General features: G+C 34.6%; 13 protein-coding genes and 4 tRNA genes. 11 read left to right on the forward strand and 6 right to left on the reverse strand.

Translation table 11 applies throughout. The features are described from left to right. Positions 1 to 110: 110 nt before the first annotated feature. The 6 genes from alaS (at position 111) to AC5LWZ_RS10700 (ending at position 3,590) form a co-directional block, all read left to right on the forward strand. Positions 111 to 2,744, forward strand: a complete 2,634-nt coding sequence (alaS, locus tag AC5LWZ_RS10675) for an alanine--tRNA ligase (protein WP_493463679.1) — start codon at positions 111 to 113, stop codon at positions 2,742 to 2,744. 144 nt (positions 2,745 to 2,888) lie between these two features. Beyond that, complete coding sequence (gene csrA, locus AC5LWZ_RS10680) at positions 2,889 to 3,089, forward strand: carbon storage regulator CsrA (protein WP_110447211.1); 201 nt, start codon at positions 2,889 to 2,891, stop codon at positions 3,087 to 3,089. A 123-nt stretch (positions 3,090 to 3,212) separates the two neighbouring features. After that, positions 3,213 to 3,305 (forward strand) — tRNA-Ser (locus tag AC5LWZ_RS10685). Between the two features lie 17 nt (positions 3,306 to 3,322). After that, positions 3,323 to 3,399 (forward strand) — tRNA-Arg (locus AC5LWZ_RS10690). A gap of 18 nt (positions 3,400 to 3,417) precedes the next feature. Further along, positions 3,418 to 3,494 (forward strand) — tRNA-Arg (locus AC5LWZ_RS10695). A gap of 19 nt (positions 3,495 to 3,513) precedes the next feature. Beyond that, a tRNA-Arg gene (locus AC5LWZ_RS10700) sits at positions 3,514 to 3,590 on the forward strand. Between the two features lie 627 nt (positions 3,591 to 4,217). Here AC5LWZ_RS10700 and AC5LWZ_RS10705 read toward each other — a convergent pair. After that, a complete protein-coding gene (locus tag AC5LWZ_RS10705; RefSeq protein WP_493463680.1) occupies positions 4,218 to 4,487 on the reverse strand; it encodes a DUF4190 domain-containing protein in 270 nt (89 codons plus the stop codon). Between the two features lie 757 nt (positions 4,488 to 5,244). On the opposite strand from AC5LWZ_RS10705, the gene serS reads away from it, so the two are divergent. Both serS and rarD read left to right on the forward strand, forming a co-directional pair. After that, complete coding sequence (gene serS, locus AC5LWZ_RS10710) at positions 5,245 to 6,537, forward strand: serine--tRNA ligase (protein ID WP_110447209.1); 1,293 nt, start codon at positions 5,245 to 5,247, stop codon at positions 6,535 to 6,537. 71 nt (positions 6,538 to 6,608) lie between these two features. Next, positions 6,609 to 7,505: an EamA family transporter RarD gene (rarD, locus tag AC5LWZ_RS10715; protein WP_493457114.1), complete on the forward strand. Its 897-nt coding sequence runs from the start codon at positions 6,609 to 6,611 to the stop codon at positions 7,503 to 7,505. Between the two features lie 48 nt (positions 7,506 to 7,553). Here rarD and pflA read toward each other — a convergent pair whose 3' ends face one another. The 5 genes from pflA to AC5LWZ_RS10740 form a co-directional block, all read right to left on the reverse strand. Beyond that, a complete protein-coding gene (gene pflA / locus AC5LWZ_RS10720; RefSeq protein ID WP_220000025.1) occupies positions 7,554 to 8,330 on the reverse strand; it encodes a pyruvate formate lyase 1-activating protein in 777 nt (258 codons plus the stop codon). Between the two features lie 191 nt (positions 8,331 to 8,521). Then, complete coding sequence (gene pflB, locus AC5LWZ_RS10725; protein ID WP_493463681.1) at positions 8,522 to 10,804, reverse strand: formate C-acetyltransferase; 2,283 nt, start codon at positions 10,802 to 10,804, stop codon at positions 8,522 to 8,524. Positions 10,805 to 10,868: 64 nt separating this feature from the next. Continuing rightward, positions 10,869 to 11,675, reverse strand: a complete 807-nt coding sequence (focA, locus tag AC5LWZ_RS10730; RefSeq protein WP_493464204.1) for a formate transporter FocA — start codon at positions 11,673 to 11,675, stop codon at positions 10,869 to 10,871. A gap of 235 nt (positions 11,676 to 11,910) precedes the next feature. Beyond that, complete coding sequence (gene mltC / locus AC5LWZ_RS10735; RefSeq protein WP_110447207.1) at positions 11,911 to 12,981, reverse strand: membrane-bound lytic murein transglycosylase MltC; 1,071 nt, start codon at positions 12,979 to 12,981, stop codon at positions 11,911 to 11,913. Positions 12,982 to 12,989: 8 nt separating this feature from the next. Further along, a complete protein-coding gene (locus AC5LWZ_RS10740; protein ID WP_110447206.1) occupies positions 12,990 to 13,259 on the reverse strand; it encodes an oxidative damage protection protein in 270 nt (89 codons plus the stop codon). 193 nt (positions 13,260 to 13,452) lie between these two features. Between AC5LWZ_RS10740 and argD the strand changes: the two genes are divergently transcribed. The 3 genes from argD to AC5LWZ_RS10755 all read left to right on the forward strand — a co-directional run bounded on the left by argD (position 13,453) and on the right by AC5LWZ_RS10755 (position 16,339). Next, positions 13,453 to 14,664 carry a bifunctional acetylornithine/succinyldiaminopimelate transaminase gene (gene argD / locus AC5LWZ_RS10745; protein WP_110447205.1) on the forward strand — a complete coding sequence of 404 codons (1,212 nt, stop codon included), beginning with the start codon at positions 13,453 to 13,455 and terminating at the stop codon, positions 14,662 to 14,664. A 76-nt stretch (positions 14,665 to 14,740) separates the two neighbouring features. Further along, on the forward strand, positions 14,741 to 15,343 hold the full coding sequence (gene yihA, locus AC5LWZ_RS10750; RefSeq protein WP_086358306.1) for a ribosome biogenesis GTP-binding protein YihA/YsxC: 603 nt from the start codon (positions 14,741 to 14,743) through the stop codon (positions 15,341 to 15,343). Between the two features lie 9 nt (positions 15,344 to 15,352). Then, positions 15,353 to 16,339 carry a serine/threonine protein kinase gene (locus AC5LWZ_RS10755; RefSeq protein ID WP_110447204.1) on the forward strand — a complete coding sequence of 329 codons (987 nt, stop codon included), beginning with the start codon at positions 15,353 to 15,355 and terminating at the stop codon, positions 16,337 to 16,339.

Raw genomic sequence — 16,339 nt, forward strand, 5'->3', positions numbered from 1 at the left:
ACTAATAGTAATTAGATCAATCGCTGTATTAAGAATATTTACTTTTCAACTTAAGTTGTAACGGGTATATTACTATGTCTAAAAATTTATCGTTTAATATGGAAGCATAAATGAAAAGCACTGCAGAAATTCGTCAAAATTTTCTTGACTTTTTCCATAGCAAAGGACACGAAATTGTTGCGAGTAGTTCCCTTGTTCCACATAATGATCCAACACTTTTATTCACCAATGCGGGAATGAATCAATTTAAAGATGTTTTTCTTGGTATCGATAAACGATCTTATACCAGAGCAACAACATCACAACGTTGTGTGCGTGCTGGAGGCAAACATAATGACCTTGACAATGTAGGTTATACAGCTCGGCATCATACTTTTTTTGAAATGCTAGGAAACTTTAGTTTTGGCGATTATTTCAAACATGACGCGATTCATTTTGCATGGGAATTATTAACTAGTGAAAAATGGTTTAACCTGCCAAAAGATCGCTTAACAGTAACCGTGTATGAAACCGACGACGAAGCTTATGCAATCTGGGAAAATGAAATTGGTATTCCGAAAGAGCGTATTATTCGTATAGGTGATAATAAAGGTGCGCCATATGCGTCTGATAACTTTTGGCAAATGGGCGATACTGGACCTTGTGGACCTTGTACTGAAATTTTTTATGATCATGGTGATCATATTTGGGGGGGACCTCCAGGAAGTGCGGAAGAAGATGGTGACCGTTTTATTGAAATTTGGAACATCGTATTCATGCAATTCAATCGTCATGCTGATGGTACAATGGAACAGTTACCTAAACCTTCCGTTGATACAGGCATGGGACTTGAACGCATAGCGGCAGTGTTACAGCATGTCAACTCAAACTACGATATTGATCTGTTTAAAAAATTAATAAAAGATGCTGCACAAATCATCCAAACCAACGATTTAGAAAGTAAATCATTACGAGTTATTGCTGATCATATACGTTCTTGTGCTTTTTTAGTTTCCGATGGAGTGTTACCTTCAAACGAAGGCCGAGGTTACGTATTACGTCGAATTATACGCCGAGCAGTACGTCATGGACATATGCTAGGTGCTAAAGATATTTTCTTCTATAAGTTAGTTAAACCATTAATTGATGTAATGGGAAGCGCCGCTAATGAATTAGCAAATAACCAAAAATTAGTTGAAGAAACCCTAAAAATAGAAGAAGAACAGTTCTTAAAAACATTAGAACGGGGCTTATTTTTACTTGATCAAGAGCTAGGTAAGATTACTAATGCAATACTACCGGGAGATGTTGCATTTAAACTATATGATACTTACGGTTTCCCATTAGATCTTACTGCTGATGTGTGTCGTGAAAAAAACATCACTATTGATGAAGATAGTTTTAATCAATGCATGGAAGAACAACGAAAACGAGCTAGAGAATCAAGTTCATTTACTGTTGATTATAGTAATATGATTAAACTTGATGATAAAACTGAATTTTTAGGTTATAAACTAACCGAATCATCAGGAAAAGTCATTGCAATTTTCCAAGATGGGAATAAAGTTGATGCTATCAATGCCGGCGATACAGCAATTGTCATCTTAGACAAAACACCATTTTATGGTGAATCAGGTGGTCAAGTTGGTGATAAAGGTGTATTAAGCTCAGCTAATCTAGTATTCGGTGTGACTGATAGCCAAAAATATGGTAAAAGTATTGGTCACATTGGTAAAGTCACCAAAGGTACATTAAAAGTTGGTGATATCGTAACCGCTGCAATAGATGTAGAAATACGAGAACGTATTCGTCGTAACCATTCGGCGACACATTTATTGCAAGCTGCTCTACAACGTATTTTAGGAAATCATGTACATCAAAAGGGATCACTAGTTAATGACAGTTACCTTCGATTTGATTTCTCGCATAATCAACCTATTACGCAAGAACAAATTGTTGAAATTGAAAATCTAGTTAATCAACAAATACGTCGTAACTTACCAGTTGACATAGAACTGATGCCAATTGATCAGGCTAAAAATAAAGGTGCTATGGCATTATTTGGTGAGAAGTACGAAGATATTGTTAGAGTATTAACCATGGGCGATTTCTCTATCGAACTTTGTGGTGGCACACATGTTGATAGAACTGGAGATATAGGCCTATTTAAAATTACTTCTGAATCAAGTATTGCCTCAGGGGTACGTCGTATTGAAGCCACTTCTGGACAAAATGCGATGGAATACATACATCATGAATCCAATTTATTAAACCAAATTGGACAATTGGTTAAAAGTGATAAATCAGCGGTGTTATCACGAATAGAGCAATTGCTCGATCAAAATAAAGCATTAGAAAAAGCAATGGAGCAACTAAAGGCCCAACAAGCTAGCCAACAAAGTGGGCAATTGCTTGATCAATGCGAAAAAATAAATAATAAAAACTTGCTAATTGCTAAACTTGATAATGTCGAAGCAAAAATGTTACGCACAATGATTGATGATTTGAAAAATCAATTAAAAACCGGCGTAATTATTTTAGCGGCTGTTAATGGAGACAAAATCAATTTAGCTGCTGGTGTAACTAATGATTTATTAAGCATTGTTAAAGCTGGCGAATTAGTATCTCAATTAGCATTAAAAGTAGGTGGTAAAGGTGGTGGGCGGCCTGATTTCGCTCAAGCAGGTGGAATGGATCTTTCAGCGTTACCAGAAGCGTTATCTTCTGTAAAAAAAGAAATCAGTAATAAATTACAAGCAAGTTAGCCAGATGTGCTCCAGTGTTTGTTTGTTAATTAAACATTAGTGTATTTCTGTAAAATTCCGTCTTTCTATCTTATTGATGGGGGGCTGACGAAGCTATATCTTAAAATTGTTTGGATATATACTTAACTGATATTAGGAGATCTAATGTTAATTTTAACTCGGAGAGTAGGTGAAACACTTATAATTGGTGACGATGTTGTTATTACCGTTTTAGGCGTGAAGGGTAATCAGGTCAGAGTCGGTATTAATGCACCTAAAGAAGTTTCTATTCATAGAGAAGAAATATACAACAGAATTCATCAATCGCAAGATAAAAGTGATGAATCAGTTCAGCCCAAAGAGTAATATTGGGCACGAAATAAACAACTAGCACGAGTTCTTAAAAAAATGTTTGACTTATTTTTTCTAGAACGTAATATGTGCGCCACACATTATGATTTTGTTGTTGAAGCAAAGTCATAATGTTTTGGTGAGATGGCCGAGAGGCTGAAGGCGCTCCCCTGCTAAGGGAGTATGCGGTCAAAAGCTGCATCGAGGGTTCGAATCCCTCTCTCACCGCCATTTAAAAATTAAAATATGCATCCGTAGCTCAGCTGGATAGAGTACCCGGCTACGAACCGGGCGGTCAGGGGTTCGAATCCCTTCGGATGCACCATTTTAAAATATTCAATACGCATCCGTAGCTCAGCTGGATAGAGTACCCGGCTACGAACCGGGCGGTCAGGGGTTCGAATCCCTTCGGATGCACCATTTTTTTACGAACTTACACGCATCCGTAGCTCAGCTGGATAGAGCACTCGGCTTCGAACCGAGCGGTCAGGGGTTCGAATCCCTTCGGGTGCGCCATTAAGCATCCAAAAGCATTTCGATTTCTTATAATCAAAAAAATAATGATTTATATCAACTATCAGCTTAACTGATAGCAATGACTTAATTTTCATTAGATATTTCTCTTTGTATATTTTGATAAAAATAGAATACTAAAATATGAAAATTATTTTGTTATACTCATCACCTCAGTTTATGAATTAAAATGACAAGTATTAAAGAATCATGCTTTAAATATATATCCAATAAAACACTAAATATAATACACTTGATTAACTACCCTATCCTGATCCCTTAACTAACACAAAAACGGCTAATAATGCTCATTTAGAGCCTTTTACAAAGCATTTAATCTATAGCTATATTCTTAATCTTATCCGCCCCTAATCATTGCTATAAAATTCGAATAGGGCGAGATAAATAAAAAAGCTCAAAAGGCACTCTTTAAACATGCAAAAAACTCTAGATAAAACGTTTTATGGATTAAAAAGAAATAGTTTTATTATTAAAAAGATTACAACATAAATACGAATGTAAATTTGCAAAGAGAGAAAAGTAACAAATTTATTATATTTTACTTTTAGATTAAAAAAAGCCGACTTTGTCAGCTTTAATTAATAATGATTTTATCTTTTAGTTATATAATTAGGCAAATGATAATATTGCCGTACTAATCACAACTATCAATAAAACCCATAGTACAATAGCAATAATTCCGCAAACCATCCCGGCTGTAGCAAAACCTGCACCATTTTTATTATTATTTCTTATATCACTCTTAGCAATAGCACTTAACACTATAGCAACAATAGCCACAGCAATACTAAAAAGCCCCATAGGAATTAATGATACAATCCCACAAATCATTCCTGCTATAGCAAAACCACTTGTTGCCTTGTTCTGTTCTTGTTCCATTTACCTTCTACCCTGTAAAATTTTTGAAAAGTTAAAATAAATAGCAGTTAAGTATAATCTTGTCATTTTTGCAGATCAATATAAGATCCATTCAAGGCGAACTATCACCAATTATCAAATATCTCACTAAATTTCTCAAAAAACTTATAAAGGATAGTTGATGAGAAAAGAATCTAAAAAAGCATTTTGGCTTTTTTCATTGATTATTTTGACTTTTATATAGGATTTTGAGGAAAAAATTATTCAGAATAATAATCCAAACGATACAGCTTAAAATTTTAATAAGAGATAAATTAGAAAAATATAGTTCCTGTAGTAAATAAATTATTTGGAATTTGATTTAATACTGTTGAAAAATAGAATAAAAGATTACCTATAGAACAACGTTTTTAATATTACATATTTTCTAAAAAATAACTGTTAATAACTTGTATTTGTATTTGCTTTTAATAATAATAGTCACCTTAAAATATCAAGTAAGATACGCAGCAGTAACAAACACAAAAATAATAAATTTTATATGTATAGAATTTTGACATATAACGAGTAATTATTTTCTTATCCAAAAAATAAATTTATAAATATCATTTAGCATTGTTCGGACCAGCCACTCCGGTTGAATCCCGAAACAATTCTAGTATACTTAACTCACGAATTTCATATGTGTTATTAATCATACTTTTTTATTTATATGTTTTGTTAGCTGTACTAAAATAAGAAATTAAATAACATTTATAAACAATAATGGACTCTTTTTATGTTGGACCCAAATTTACTTCGAAATGAATTAGATCTCGTTGCTAGCAAATTAGCTCGCCGTGGATTTAAATTAGATGTTGAGACTATTCGACAACTTGAAGAAAAACGTAAAACACTACAGGTTGAAACAGAAAACTTACAAGCGCAGCGTAATGCTCGCTCGAAAGCAATTGGTGAAGCAAAAGCACGCGGTGAAGATATTTCAACTGTGCGCGAAGAAGTAAACAAATTAGGTGAAAAGCTTAACAGTGCAAAAACAGAACTTGATAAGCTCCTCAACCAAATTAAAGACATTTCTGCCAACATCCCCAATATTCCTAATGATGCTGTGCCAGATGGTAAAGATGAGAATGATAATGTTGAAATTTCTCGTTTTGGCACGCCAAGAACCTTCGATTTTCCTATTCAAGATCATGTTGCATTAGGTGAACGTTTTGGTGGTCTTGATTTTGCTGCTGGTGTAAAACTAACTGGCGCTCGTTTTGTGGTAATGAAATCACAAATAGCCCGTTTACATCGTGCAATTACGCAATTTATGCTAGACCTACATACTGAACAACATGGCTATGCTGAAATTTATGTACCATATCTAGTGAATCAAGCTACGCTTTTTGGAACAGGTCAATTACCTAAATTCGCGGGAGATCTATTCCATACCAAACCGCTTGATGAAGAGTCTGAAAGTAGTAATTATGCACTAATCCCAACTGCAGAAGTGCCAGTTACTAATTTAGTGCGTGATGAAATTCTTGATGAAAGCGTATTACCATTAAAAATGACAGCTCATACCCCTTGTTTCCGTTCTGAAGCTGGTTCATATGGTAAAGACACCCGTGGCTTAATTCGTATGCATCAATTTGATAAAGTTGAATTAGTGCAAATTGTTAAACCAGAAGAATCAATGCAAGCATTAGAAGAATTAACTGCACATGCTGAAAAAGTTTTACAATTATTAGAATTGCCATATCGTAAAATTATACTTTGTACTGGGGATATGGGCTTTGGTTCTTGCAAAACCTATGATCTAGAAGTTTGGGTACCAGCACAAAATACTTATCGTGAAATATCTTCATGCTCAAATATGTGGGATTTCCAAGCACGTCGTATGCAAGCTCGTTACCGCAATAAAGCTGATAATAAAACCTATTTAGTACATACCCTAAATGGTTCAGGTTTAGCCGTTGGACGTACACTGGTTGCTATAATGGAAAATTATCAACAAGCAGACGGAACAATTAAAGTACCATCAGTATTAGTACCATATATGAATGGCCTTGAAGTTATTGGTTAGTTTTATAATTTCAAATATTCATTGTAGCGCTATTCATTAGCGCTATTTTTTTATTAATTAAGGTAAATAAGATGATAAAAGGTGTTGCATTATCAATCCTAGCATCATGTCTTTTTGGCTTGCTGTATTACTATCCAGTATTATTGCAACCTTTATCTGTAGTAGATATTTTTTGCTGGCGATTGTTAACATCTTTTCCGGCTATTATTGTATTAATTCTGATTGAAAAGCAATGGTCATCTATATCCGCCCTTTTTATTCGAATTAAAGATAAGCCTTATCTTTTAGTTGGGTTATTATTTTCTTCTTTTCTACTAACTATTCAAATGCTTATTTTTATTTGGGCACCAATTAATGGACATGGATTATCGGCTTCACTTGGCTATTTTTTATTACCATTAAGTATGGTGGTCTTTGGGCAAATTTTCTATAAAGAAAGGCTAAGTATTTTTCAAAAAATTGCGGTATTACTCGCTAGCATAGGTGTTATATCAGAAATCTATATTACTGGCGCTTTCTCTTGGGAAACTGCCATCATCGCCTTGGGTTATCCTATTTACTTTATGACACGACGCAAATTACAGATAGAAGGTATTGCAGGAACCTTTTCGGACTTCTTTTTTATATTTATAGGCTGTCTGATTTATTTTCTTTTACATTATCCATGTAATAAGATTATAAGTGATTTATCTCATTTTCATATTTTTATTCCAATGCTCGGTATTATTACTGCCATCGCCTTTGCTATGTATTTTGTCGCTAGACGGCTGTTACCGCTTGGACTATTTGGATTACTAGGATATGTAGAGCCCGTATTACTTACTGTTGTTTCTGTATTATTTTTACATGAATCAATATCCACAGAGCATATTTTACCATATGGGCTTATTTGGTTATCAGTTTGTGTGCTAGCTCTGGAGGGAACTATTTATATACTACGAACAGTAAAACGAAAAAGATTAAAATAGTACATAAAAAGGCTCCATAATAGATGCCTTTTTACTAGTTAATTAACTTTATTTACTAAATGTCACATACTGACCATAACTTTCAATAATTGCTTGAATTCGATCCAATGTTTCTCGTGGTGGAGCTTCTACACCTTCTAACATATATTTATCACCCAGTGTATCCCATTTATATGCACCGAGCTTATGGTATGGGAGTAATTCAACTCTTTCAATATTATCCATTCCTTGAATAAATTGACCAAGTAAATGGGCTGAATTATCATCATCCGTCCATCCTGGTACAACAACATAGCGGATCCAAGTTCGTTTATTTATTTTTTGAAGATATTTAGCAAATTCTAAAACCCGTTTATTTGGAACACCTACCAATTTTTGGTGTATATCATCATTCACTTGTTTTAAATCAAGCATCACAAGATCAGTTACTTCCATTAACTCTTCAACGGTATGATCAAGTTGTCTTGCATAACCATTAGTATCTAAACAGGTATGAATACCCTCAGCATGACAAGCTTTAAACCACTCAGTGATAAATTCTGATTGTAAGGTTGCTTCACCACCAGATGCTGTTACGCCACCACCATTAGGCATAATAAAATTTTTATAAGTGATGATCTCTTTCATCAGCTCAGCAACAGTAATTTCACGTCCTGCTTTTAAATCCCATGTGTCACGATTGTGACAATATAAGCAGCGCATTAAACATCCTTGAAAGAAAACAATGAAGCGAATACCTGGCCCATCAACTGTACCAAAAGACTCAAAAGAGTGAATACGACCTTTAATCGGTTGTTCTGTTGTCATAATAATATTTTTTTCCATAACAATTCTCTGATAATTGCTTACATTGCTCTTATTTCTTATTTTAACTCAGTTATGCTAATGCTTTCACCAATTACACCAATAAGTGAGAAACGATATTAATTCAATAACTTTTTAAGCAGAAAATTTCAATTACAAAAAAATAGCGCCCTTAAAGGACGCTATTTAATTTAAGCTTATTATTAACTAAATTACATTGATTGAGTGAAAGTACGTGTAATAACGTCTTTTTGTTGTTCTTTAGTTAATGAGTTAAAACGTACTGCATATCCAGACACACGAATAGTTAATTGTGGATATTTTTCAGGATGTTCCATCGCATCTAATAATGTTTCACGATTTAATACGTTAACATTTAAATGTTGACCACCTTCCACAGTTGCTTCGTGATGGAAATAACCATCCATTAAGCCGGCAAGATTACGTTTACGTGCATCATCATCTTTACCTAATGCATTAGGAACGATTGAGAAAGTATATGAAATACCATCTTTCGCATAAGCAAACGGTAATTTAGCAACAGAAGTTAATGAAGCTACCGCACCTTTTTGGTCACGTCCGTGCATTGGGTTAGCGCCTGGTCCAAATGGAGCACCTGCACGACGTCCGTCTGGAGTGTTACCTGTTTTCTTACCATATACAACGTTTGAAGTAATGGTTAATACAGACTGTGTAGGAATTGCATTACGATAAGTTTTAAGTTTTTGAATTTTCTTCATGAAACGTTCAACTAAATCAACAGCAATGTCATCAACACGTGGATCATTGTTACCGAATTGTGGATATTCACCTTCAATTTCAAAGTCAACTGCAAGACCATCTTCATCACGAATAGTTTTTACTTTCGCATATTTAATTGCAGATAAAGAGTCAGCTGCAACAGAAAGGCCTGCAATACCACATGCCATAGTACGAATAATATCACGGTCATGTAACGCCATTAATGAAGCTTCATAACTATATTTATCATGCATATAGTGAATAGCATTTAGCGCAGTTACATATTGTTTAGCTAACCAATTCATAAAATGATCTAAACGAGCGAATACTTTATCAAAATCTAAATATTCGTCTGTAATTGGATCTTCTTTAGGCCCAACTTGCATTTTTAATTTCTCGTCCACACCACCATTGATTGCATAAAGAAGAGTTTTTGCAAGGTTAGCACGAGCACCAAAGAATTGCATTTGTTTACCAACAATCATTGGGCTTACACAACATGCGATAGCATAGTCATCGTTGTTAAAATCAGGGCGCATCAAATCATCATTTTCATATTGTAATGAAGATGTATCGATAGATACTTTTGAAGCAAATTCTTTAAATCCAGAAGGTAACTGTTCAGACCAAAGAATTGTCATATTTGGCTCTGGAGAAGGCCCCATGGTATATAAAGTGTTTAAGAAACGGAATGATGTTTTAGTCACTAATGTACGACCATCAATACCCATACCCGCGATAGATTCAGTTGCCCAGATTGGGTCACCAGAGAATAATTCATCATATTCAGGAGTACGTAAGAAACGAACCATACGTAATTTCATAACGAAATGGTCGACAATTTCTTGTGCTTCTTCTTCCGTAATTAAGCCAGCTGCAAGATCACGTTGGAAGTAAATATCGAAGAATGTTGAAGTACGACCAAGAGACATCGCCGCACCATTTTGAGATTTAACCGCCGCTAAATAACCAAAATAAGTCCATTGAACAGCTTCTTGTGCTGTAGTTGCTGGTGCTGAAATATCAAAACCGTATTTCGCTGCCATTTCTTTAATTTGACCTAGTGCGCGATGTTGTTCAGCAATTTCTTCACGACGTTGCATAGTCATTGGTAAATCAACGCCATTTTCAAAGTCAGCTTGTAATGAAGTGAATTGCGCAAATTTATCTTGCATTAAGTAATCGATACCGTAAAGAGCTACACGACGGTAGTCACCAATGATACGACCACGACCATAAGCATCAGGAAGACCGGTAATAACGCCTGATTTACGACAACGAAGAATATCTGGAGTATAAATATCAAACACACCTTGGTTGTGAGTTTTACGATATTCAGTGAAGATTTTTTTGACTAATGGATCTAAAGTTCTGTCGTAAGCTTTACAAGAGTTTTCGATCATTTTGATACCACCAAACGGGATAATCGCACGTTTTAGTGGTTTTTCAGTTTGCAAACCAACAATTTTCTCTAAATCTTTTTCAATATAACCTGCATCATGGGCAGTAATAGTTGAAATTACACTGGTATCAAAATCAACTGGTGTATGAGTGGAGTTTTCAAATTTGATGCCTTCCATAACTTTATCCCACAATTTAGTGGTAGCATCGGTAGCGCCAGCTAAGAAAGATTCATCACCCTCATAAGGTGTGTAATTTGTTTGAATGAAATCACGAACATTGACATTATTTTGCCAATCACCTTCTTTAAATCCTTTCCAAGCTTTTGCTTGTACTTCGTTTAAATTACTCATAATTATTAACCTCAGGTTTACATAAATACCTATCTACTCTTATATAAGGGTAAATATTATAAAATCAATGTGGCTTACGAAGATATAAAGCCCAATAAGGTAGCGCTACAGCTAAACCACCCAATATATTCCCAATTGTTACCGGGATTAAATTATTTAAGACAAAATGCTCAATTGTTAATGAATTAAACGTATCAGCAGATACGCCTACCGCCGTCCAAAACTCAGGTGATGCAAAGTTTTTAATAACAATGCCCATCGGAATCATAAACATGTTTGCAATGCTATGCTCAAAACCACTGGCGACAAACATAGCTACAGGTAATACCATAATTAACATTTTATCAAGTAAACTACGACCCGCATAACTCATCCAAGCCGCTAAACAAACCATTAAATTAGCGAGTAAACCTAAGCATACGGCTTCAATAAAGGTATGGTGTAATTTATGATCTGCAGTTTGTAATACATTCAATCCCCACAAACCATTGGCTACCATATATTGTCCAGAAAACCAAATAATTGTTACAAACAGTATAGCACCAATAAAGTTACCAATATAGACAAAAATCCAATTACGAATCATTTTTGTCCAACTAATTTTATGGGTCATTTTAGGTAATATAGTTAATACTGTTGAAGTGAAAAGATCAGAGCCACAACAGACAACTAACATTAATCCTAACGAGAAACAGATACCACCAACTAATTTAGCCAAACCAAAAGCAACTGTTGCTGTCCCAGTCGTAACAGTGATATAAAAGACAAAAGCTATTGATATGAATACACCAGCGATGATGGCAGATAAGATAGTACTACTAGGGTGTTTATTTACTTTATAATTGCCAATTTCTTCGGCAATTTGGGTCATTTGTGCAGGAGAAAATGAGTCCACAAGCTTATCATTACTCAAGTTGACATCCTCAAAAAAACTAGGGTTTTATGAGACGCATAGTATACTCAAAAATTGAAGTAGATCACGTTTTTTTTATTAAAAATCTTTAAAACTTAAAAAATCATTAGTTATTAACATTGTGAAATGTATATAAAATAGCCACTCTTCATATCTTTTATTCAGATTTAAAAAAGTGGCTAATAATCATCAATTATTTGTTATCTAAGATCTTACTCACTTTCACCAAATAATTACGTGATTCTTGGGAAACATGTGAGGTCACTAATTTTCGATAAACTTGTTGGGGTGTCATTGAGTTAATAATATTAATGGCTTCATTCCTATCATTAGAAAAAGTACGTAATACACTACCAGCACCACCATTATAGGAAGTTATCATTGCATATCTTAATGAAATTGGATTATTTATACCGGCTAAATATTTATTTTTTAACAGTGATAAATAAGCGGTTCCCATATCAACATTATTACGTGGATCCAGTAAAAATTGGCGACTGGGTTCGCCTGATTTGCCTCGGGATTTAAATATATCTCGACCAGCGGTATGTTGTTGAACTTGCATTAATCCTAACGCATCAGTACGACTGACTGCATAAGGGTTAAATGCAGATTCTACTTCCATAATGGCTAAAATTAATCGTTCATCAATAAAATAACGATTTGATGCTTCAGTAACAAGTGGTAAGAATTTTCTTGCACGTTCATTAATATGATTTGGAACTAACTTGATTTCAACATAGGTAATTTTATGAGAACCAGATGAACGAGCTTTTAGATTATTGGCAAGTAAATAATCAGCAAAACTGTTCGCCCTGCCACTCCAACGAATGGGTTGTCTTTCTTGGTCAAGAACCTGATTATATAAAAATGGTTCTTCTGATAAGTTCTGACTTATTTTATCACGGCGGATGATATCAACCGGTTCTGGCATAAGTAACGTCGAAACAATAGCATCTTTTAAATGGGCAAGTGGGGTATCAGATAAAGTCTCAATTGTTATTACGCCTGAAACAAAATTGATGTGGACGCGTGTTTGCAAATTATCTTCATACTGAACATAATCTTTTGGTCCGGCAATAAGAATTTCTTTAGGCCCCCAAATTTGTTCTATATTATTTGCATACTGACTGATTAAAATATTAAATGCATTGGTATCCTTTATATAATAATCTTCATCGGTACTTTTGTTTTTTGAACCAGGACAAGCTGTTAATAAAGTTACGGAAACGAGTAACGTAATAATTTTATAATTATTTTTCATTTTAGCTCTCAATTTTCAGGTTTATACCCATCAACAACAACGTCTTCACCTTCAAACAAAAACTTAACCATTTCAGTTTCAATTTTTTTACGATGTTCTAAATTCATCATATTAAATTTATTTTCATTAATTAACATTGTTTGTTTTTTAAGCCATTCTTGCCATGCAATCTTTGAAATTTCATTATAAATACGTTTACCCAATTCACCTGGATAAAGCTGAAAATCTAATCCTTCGGATTCTTTTTTTAAATAATGGCAATAAACAATGCGACTCATATTTATTCCTATCTTATCGACAATTATTAATTAACCATTGATTATACCCGAAAATAATTATAGAAAAGAACAAAATATATAACTTTCTTTAAAATGAATATAAATTCAATAATTATGAATAAATATTAACTTTACTATCTTTTTAAATAACATAAAATATAAAAGGATTGTTGGTTAAAATAAGGATTAAATAATGCAGCCCGAAATTACACGAGATCTGTTTGATAAAGTAATTCTACCCGTTTATTCGCCCGCTAACTTTATACCTGTGAAAGGAAATGGTAGTCGAGTATGGGATCAAAATGGTGAAGAATACATCGATTTTGCTGGAGGTATAGCTGTCAATGCTCTCGGTCATTGTCATCCTCAGTTGATCAATGCTCTACAGCAACAAAGCGAACAATTATGGCATGTTAGTAATGTTTTTACCAATGAACCGGCACTACGACTTGCCCAAAAAATTATTGAAAATACTTTTGCTGAACGTGTGTTTTTTGCTAATTCAGGTGCCGAAGCAAATGAAGCAGCTTTTAAATTAGCAAGATATTATGCTGCTGAAAAGTATAGTCCATATAAGACGAAAATTATCGCATTTTATCAATCTTTTCATGGCCGTACTTTTTTTACTGTATCAGTCGGCGGGCAAGCTAAATACTCCGATGGCTTTGGGCCGAAACCTGCTGATATCATTCATGTTCCTTTTAATGATTTAGATGCTGTTAAAGCCGTAATGGATGATCATACTTGTGCTGTAGTTTTAGAACCAGTGCAAGGTGAAGGAGGATTAACTTCTGCCACACCAGAGTTTTTAAAAGGTGTACGAGCACTTTGTGATCAAAATAACGCCCTATTAGTCTTTGATGAAGTACAATGCGGTATGGGGCGAACAGGCAGTTTATATACATATCAACAATATGATGTCATTCCTGATATTTTAACTTCCGCTAAGGCTCTCGGTGGTGGCTTTCCTATTAGTGCAATGCTAACTACAAATGAGATTGCATCGGTAATGCATCCTGGTGTTCATGGTACCACTTATGGTGGAAATCCACTGGCTTGTGCCGTTGGTTGTGCTGCTTTCGATATCATTAATAGCCCAGAAGTACTTGAAGGTGTTCAAAAACGTCGGGCAATGTTTATTGAACAACTTGAAACTATTAATGATAAATTCAAAGTATTTCGAGAGTATCGAGGTAAAGGCTTGCTTTTAGGTGCTGAATTACAACCTGAATTTCATAGTAAGGCACGAGATTTTTTAAATGTTGCTACCGAGTATAAAGTAATGATACTAAATGCAGGGCCAAATGTACTACGTTTTACGCCATCTTTAATTATCTCGGAAGATGAAATAAAAGAAGGCATGAACCGATTTGGCAAAGCAGTCGAAAAAGTTGTCAATTCTTAAGTTTTTCTATACAGTAACGGCATTTTAAGTGATTAAGTGCCGTTAATGCACTTAAAGGATATTGTTTATGACCGACATTCGACCATTAAATTATGCTAAAACGCATTTTATCTTAAGTGCCCCTGACATTACACATTTACCAATTGATACTGGCGTTGAAATTGCATTTGCCGGACGTTCCAATGCGGGTAAATCAAGTGCACTCAATACATTAACCAATCAAAAAGCCCTAGCAAGAACCAGTAAAACACCAGGACGAACACAACTAATCAACCTTTTCGAAGTTGAAGAAAACTGTCGCTTAGTAGATTTACCTGGTTATGGTTATGCGCAAGTTCCTGAAGCGATTAAACGCAAGTGGCAAAAATCACTTGGTGAGTATTTGCAAAAACGAGAAAGTTTAAAAGGTTTAGTTGTCTTAATGGATATTAGACACCCATTAAAGGATTTGGACCAACAAATGATTGAATGGGCTGTATCAGTAAATATTCCTGTAATGTTATTATTAACTAAAGCCGATAAACTGGCTTCTGGTGCACAAAAAAAACAAGTTAATATGGTCAAAGAAGCCATTTTACCTTTTCAAGGTGATATTACTGTTGCTCCTTTCTCATCGCCAAAACGTGTTGGTTTAGAAGCTTTAAAGCAAAAACTAGATGAATGGTTTAGCCAACAATAATGGAACATTATGAATAACAGTGCATTTTCTTTCCAAACATTAACGCCGGAGCTGATTCTTGATAGCTTAGCCGTCATAGGTATCTACGTTGATTCAGGCCTTACGGCTTTAAATAGCTATGAAAATCGTGTATATCAATTTTCTGATGAAAATCGCACTCGTTATGTCGTTAAATATTATCGTCCTCATCGCTGGGATAAATTACAAATTATTGAAGAACATCAATTTACTCAGCAATTAGTCCAAGCCGATATTCCAGCCATTGCACCAACAACAATTAATAATAATACCGTGCATGAATATCAAGGTTATCTTTTTACTTTATTTCCAAGCGTTGGCGCACGACAATATGAAATCGATAATTTAGAGCAATTTGATTCCGTCGCAACTATGCTCGGTCGAATTCATCAAATTGGCGCAAAACAACCTTTTGAACACCGTCCAACCATAGGTTTGCAAGAATATCTTTATCAACCTCAAGAAATTTTGTTATCTAACGCAATCGTCCCGAATAAAATCCAAACAGATCTTAAAATCATCCTCCGCAATTTAATTAAAACTGTTGAACAATATTGGCATAACGATTGGCAACCAATTCGATTACATGCCGATTGTCATCCGGGAAATATTTTATGGCATGATAAAGCTATTATTGTTGATTTTGATGATGCTAGAAATGGCCCTGCAATACAAGATATCTGGATGCTACTCAATGGTGATCAACAACAGCAGAGAATTCAATTATCAAGTTTTATTGAACTTTATGAAGAATTTTTCCCATTTAATCATGATCAATTAATATTAATTGAACCGTTACGGGCGATGCGAATAGTCCATCATTTGGCATGGATTATCGAACGCTGGCAAGATCCAGCGTTTCCTCGTGCTTTCCCTTGGTTAACCGATATTGATTTTTGGCAACAACAATTAAAACAATTTAACCAACAAATTGAAGCAATTAAAGCTCCGCCATTACAGTTATTATCAATTATGTAA

Source organism: Gilliamella sp. LMG 34362, assembly GCF_984569125.1.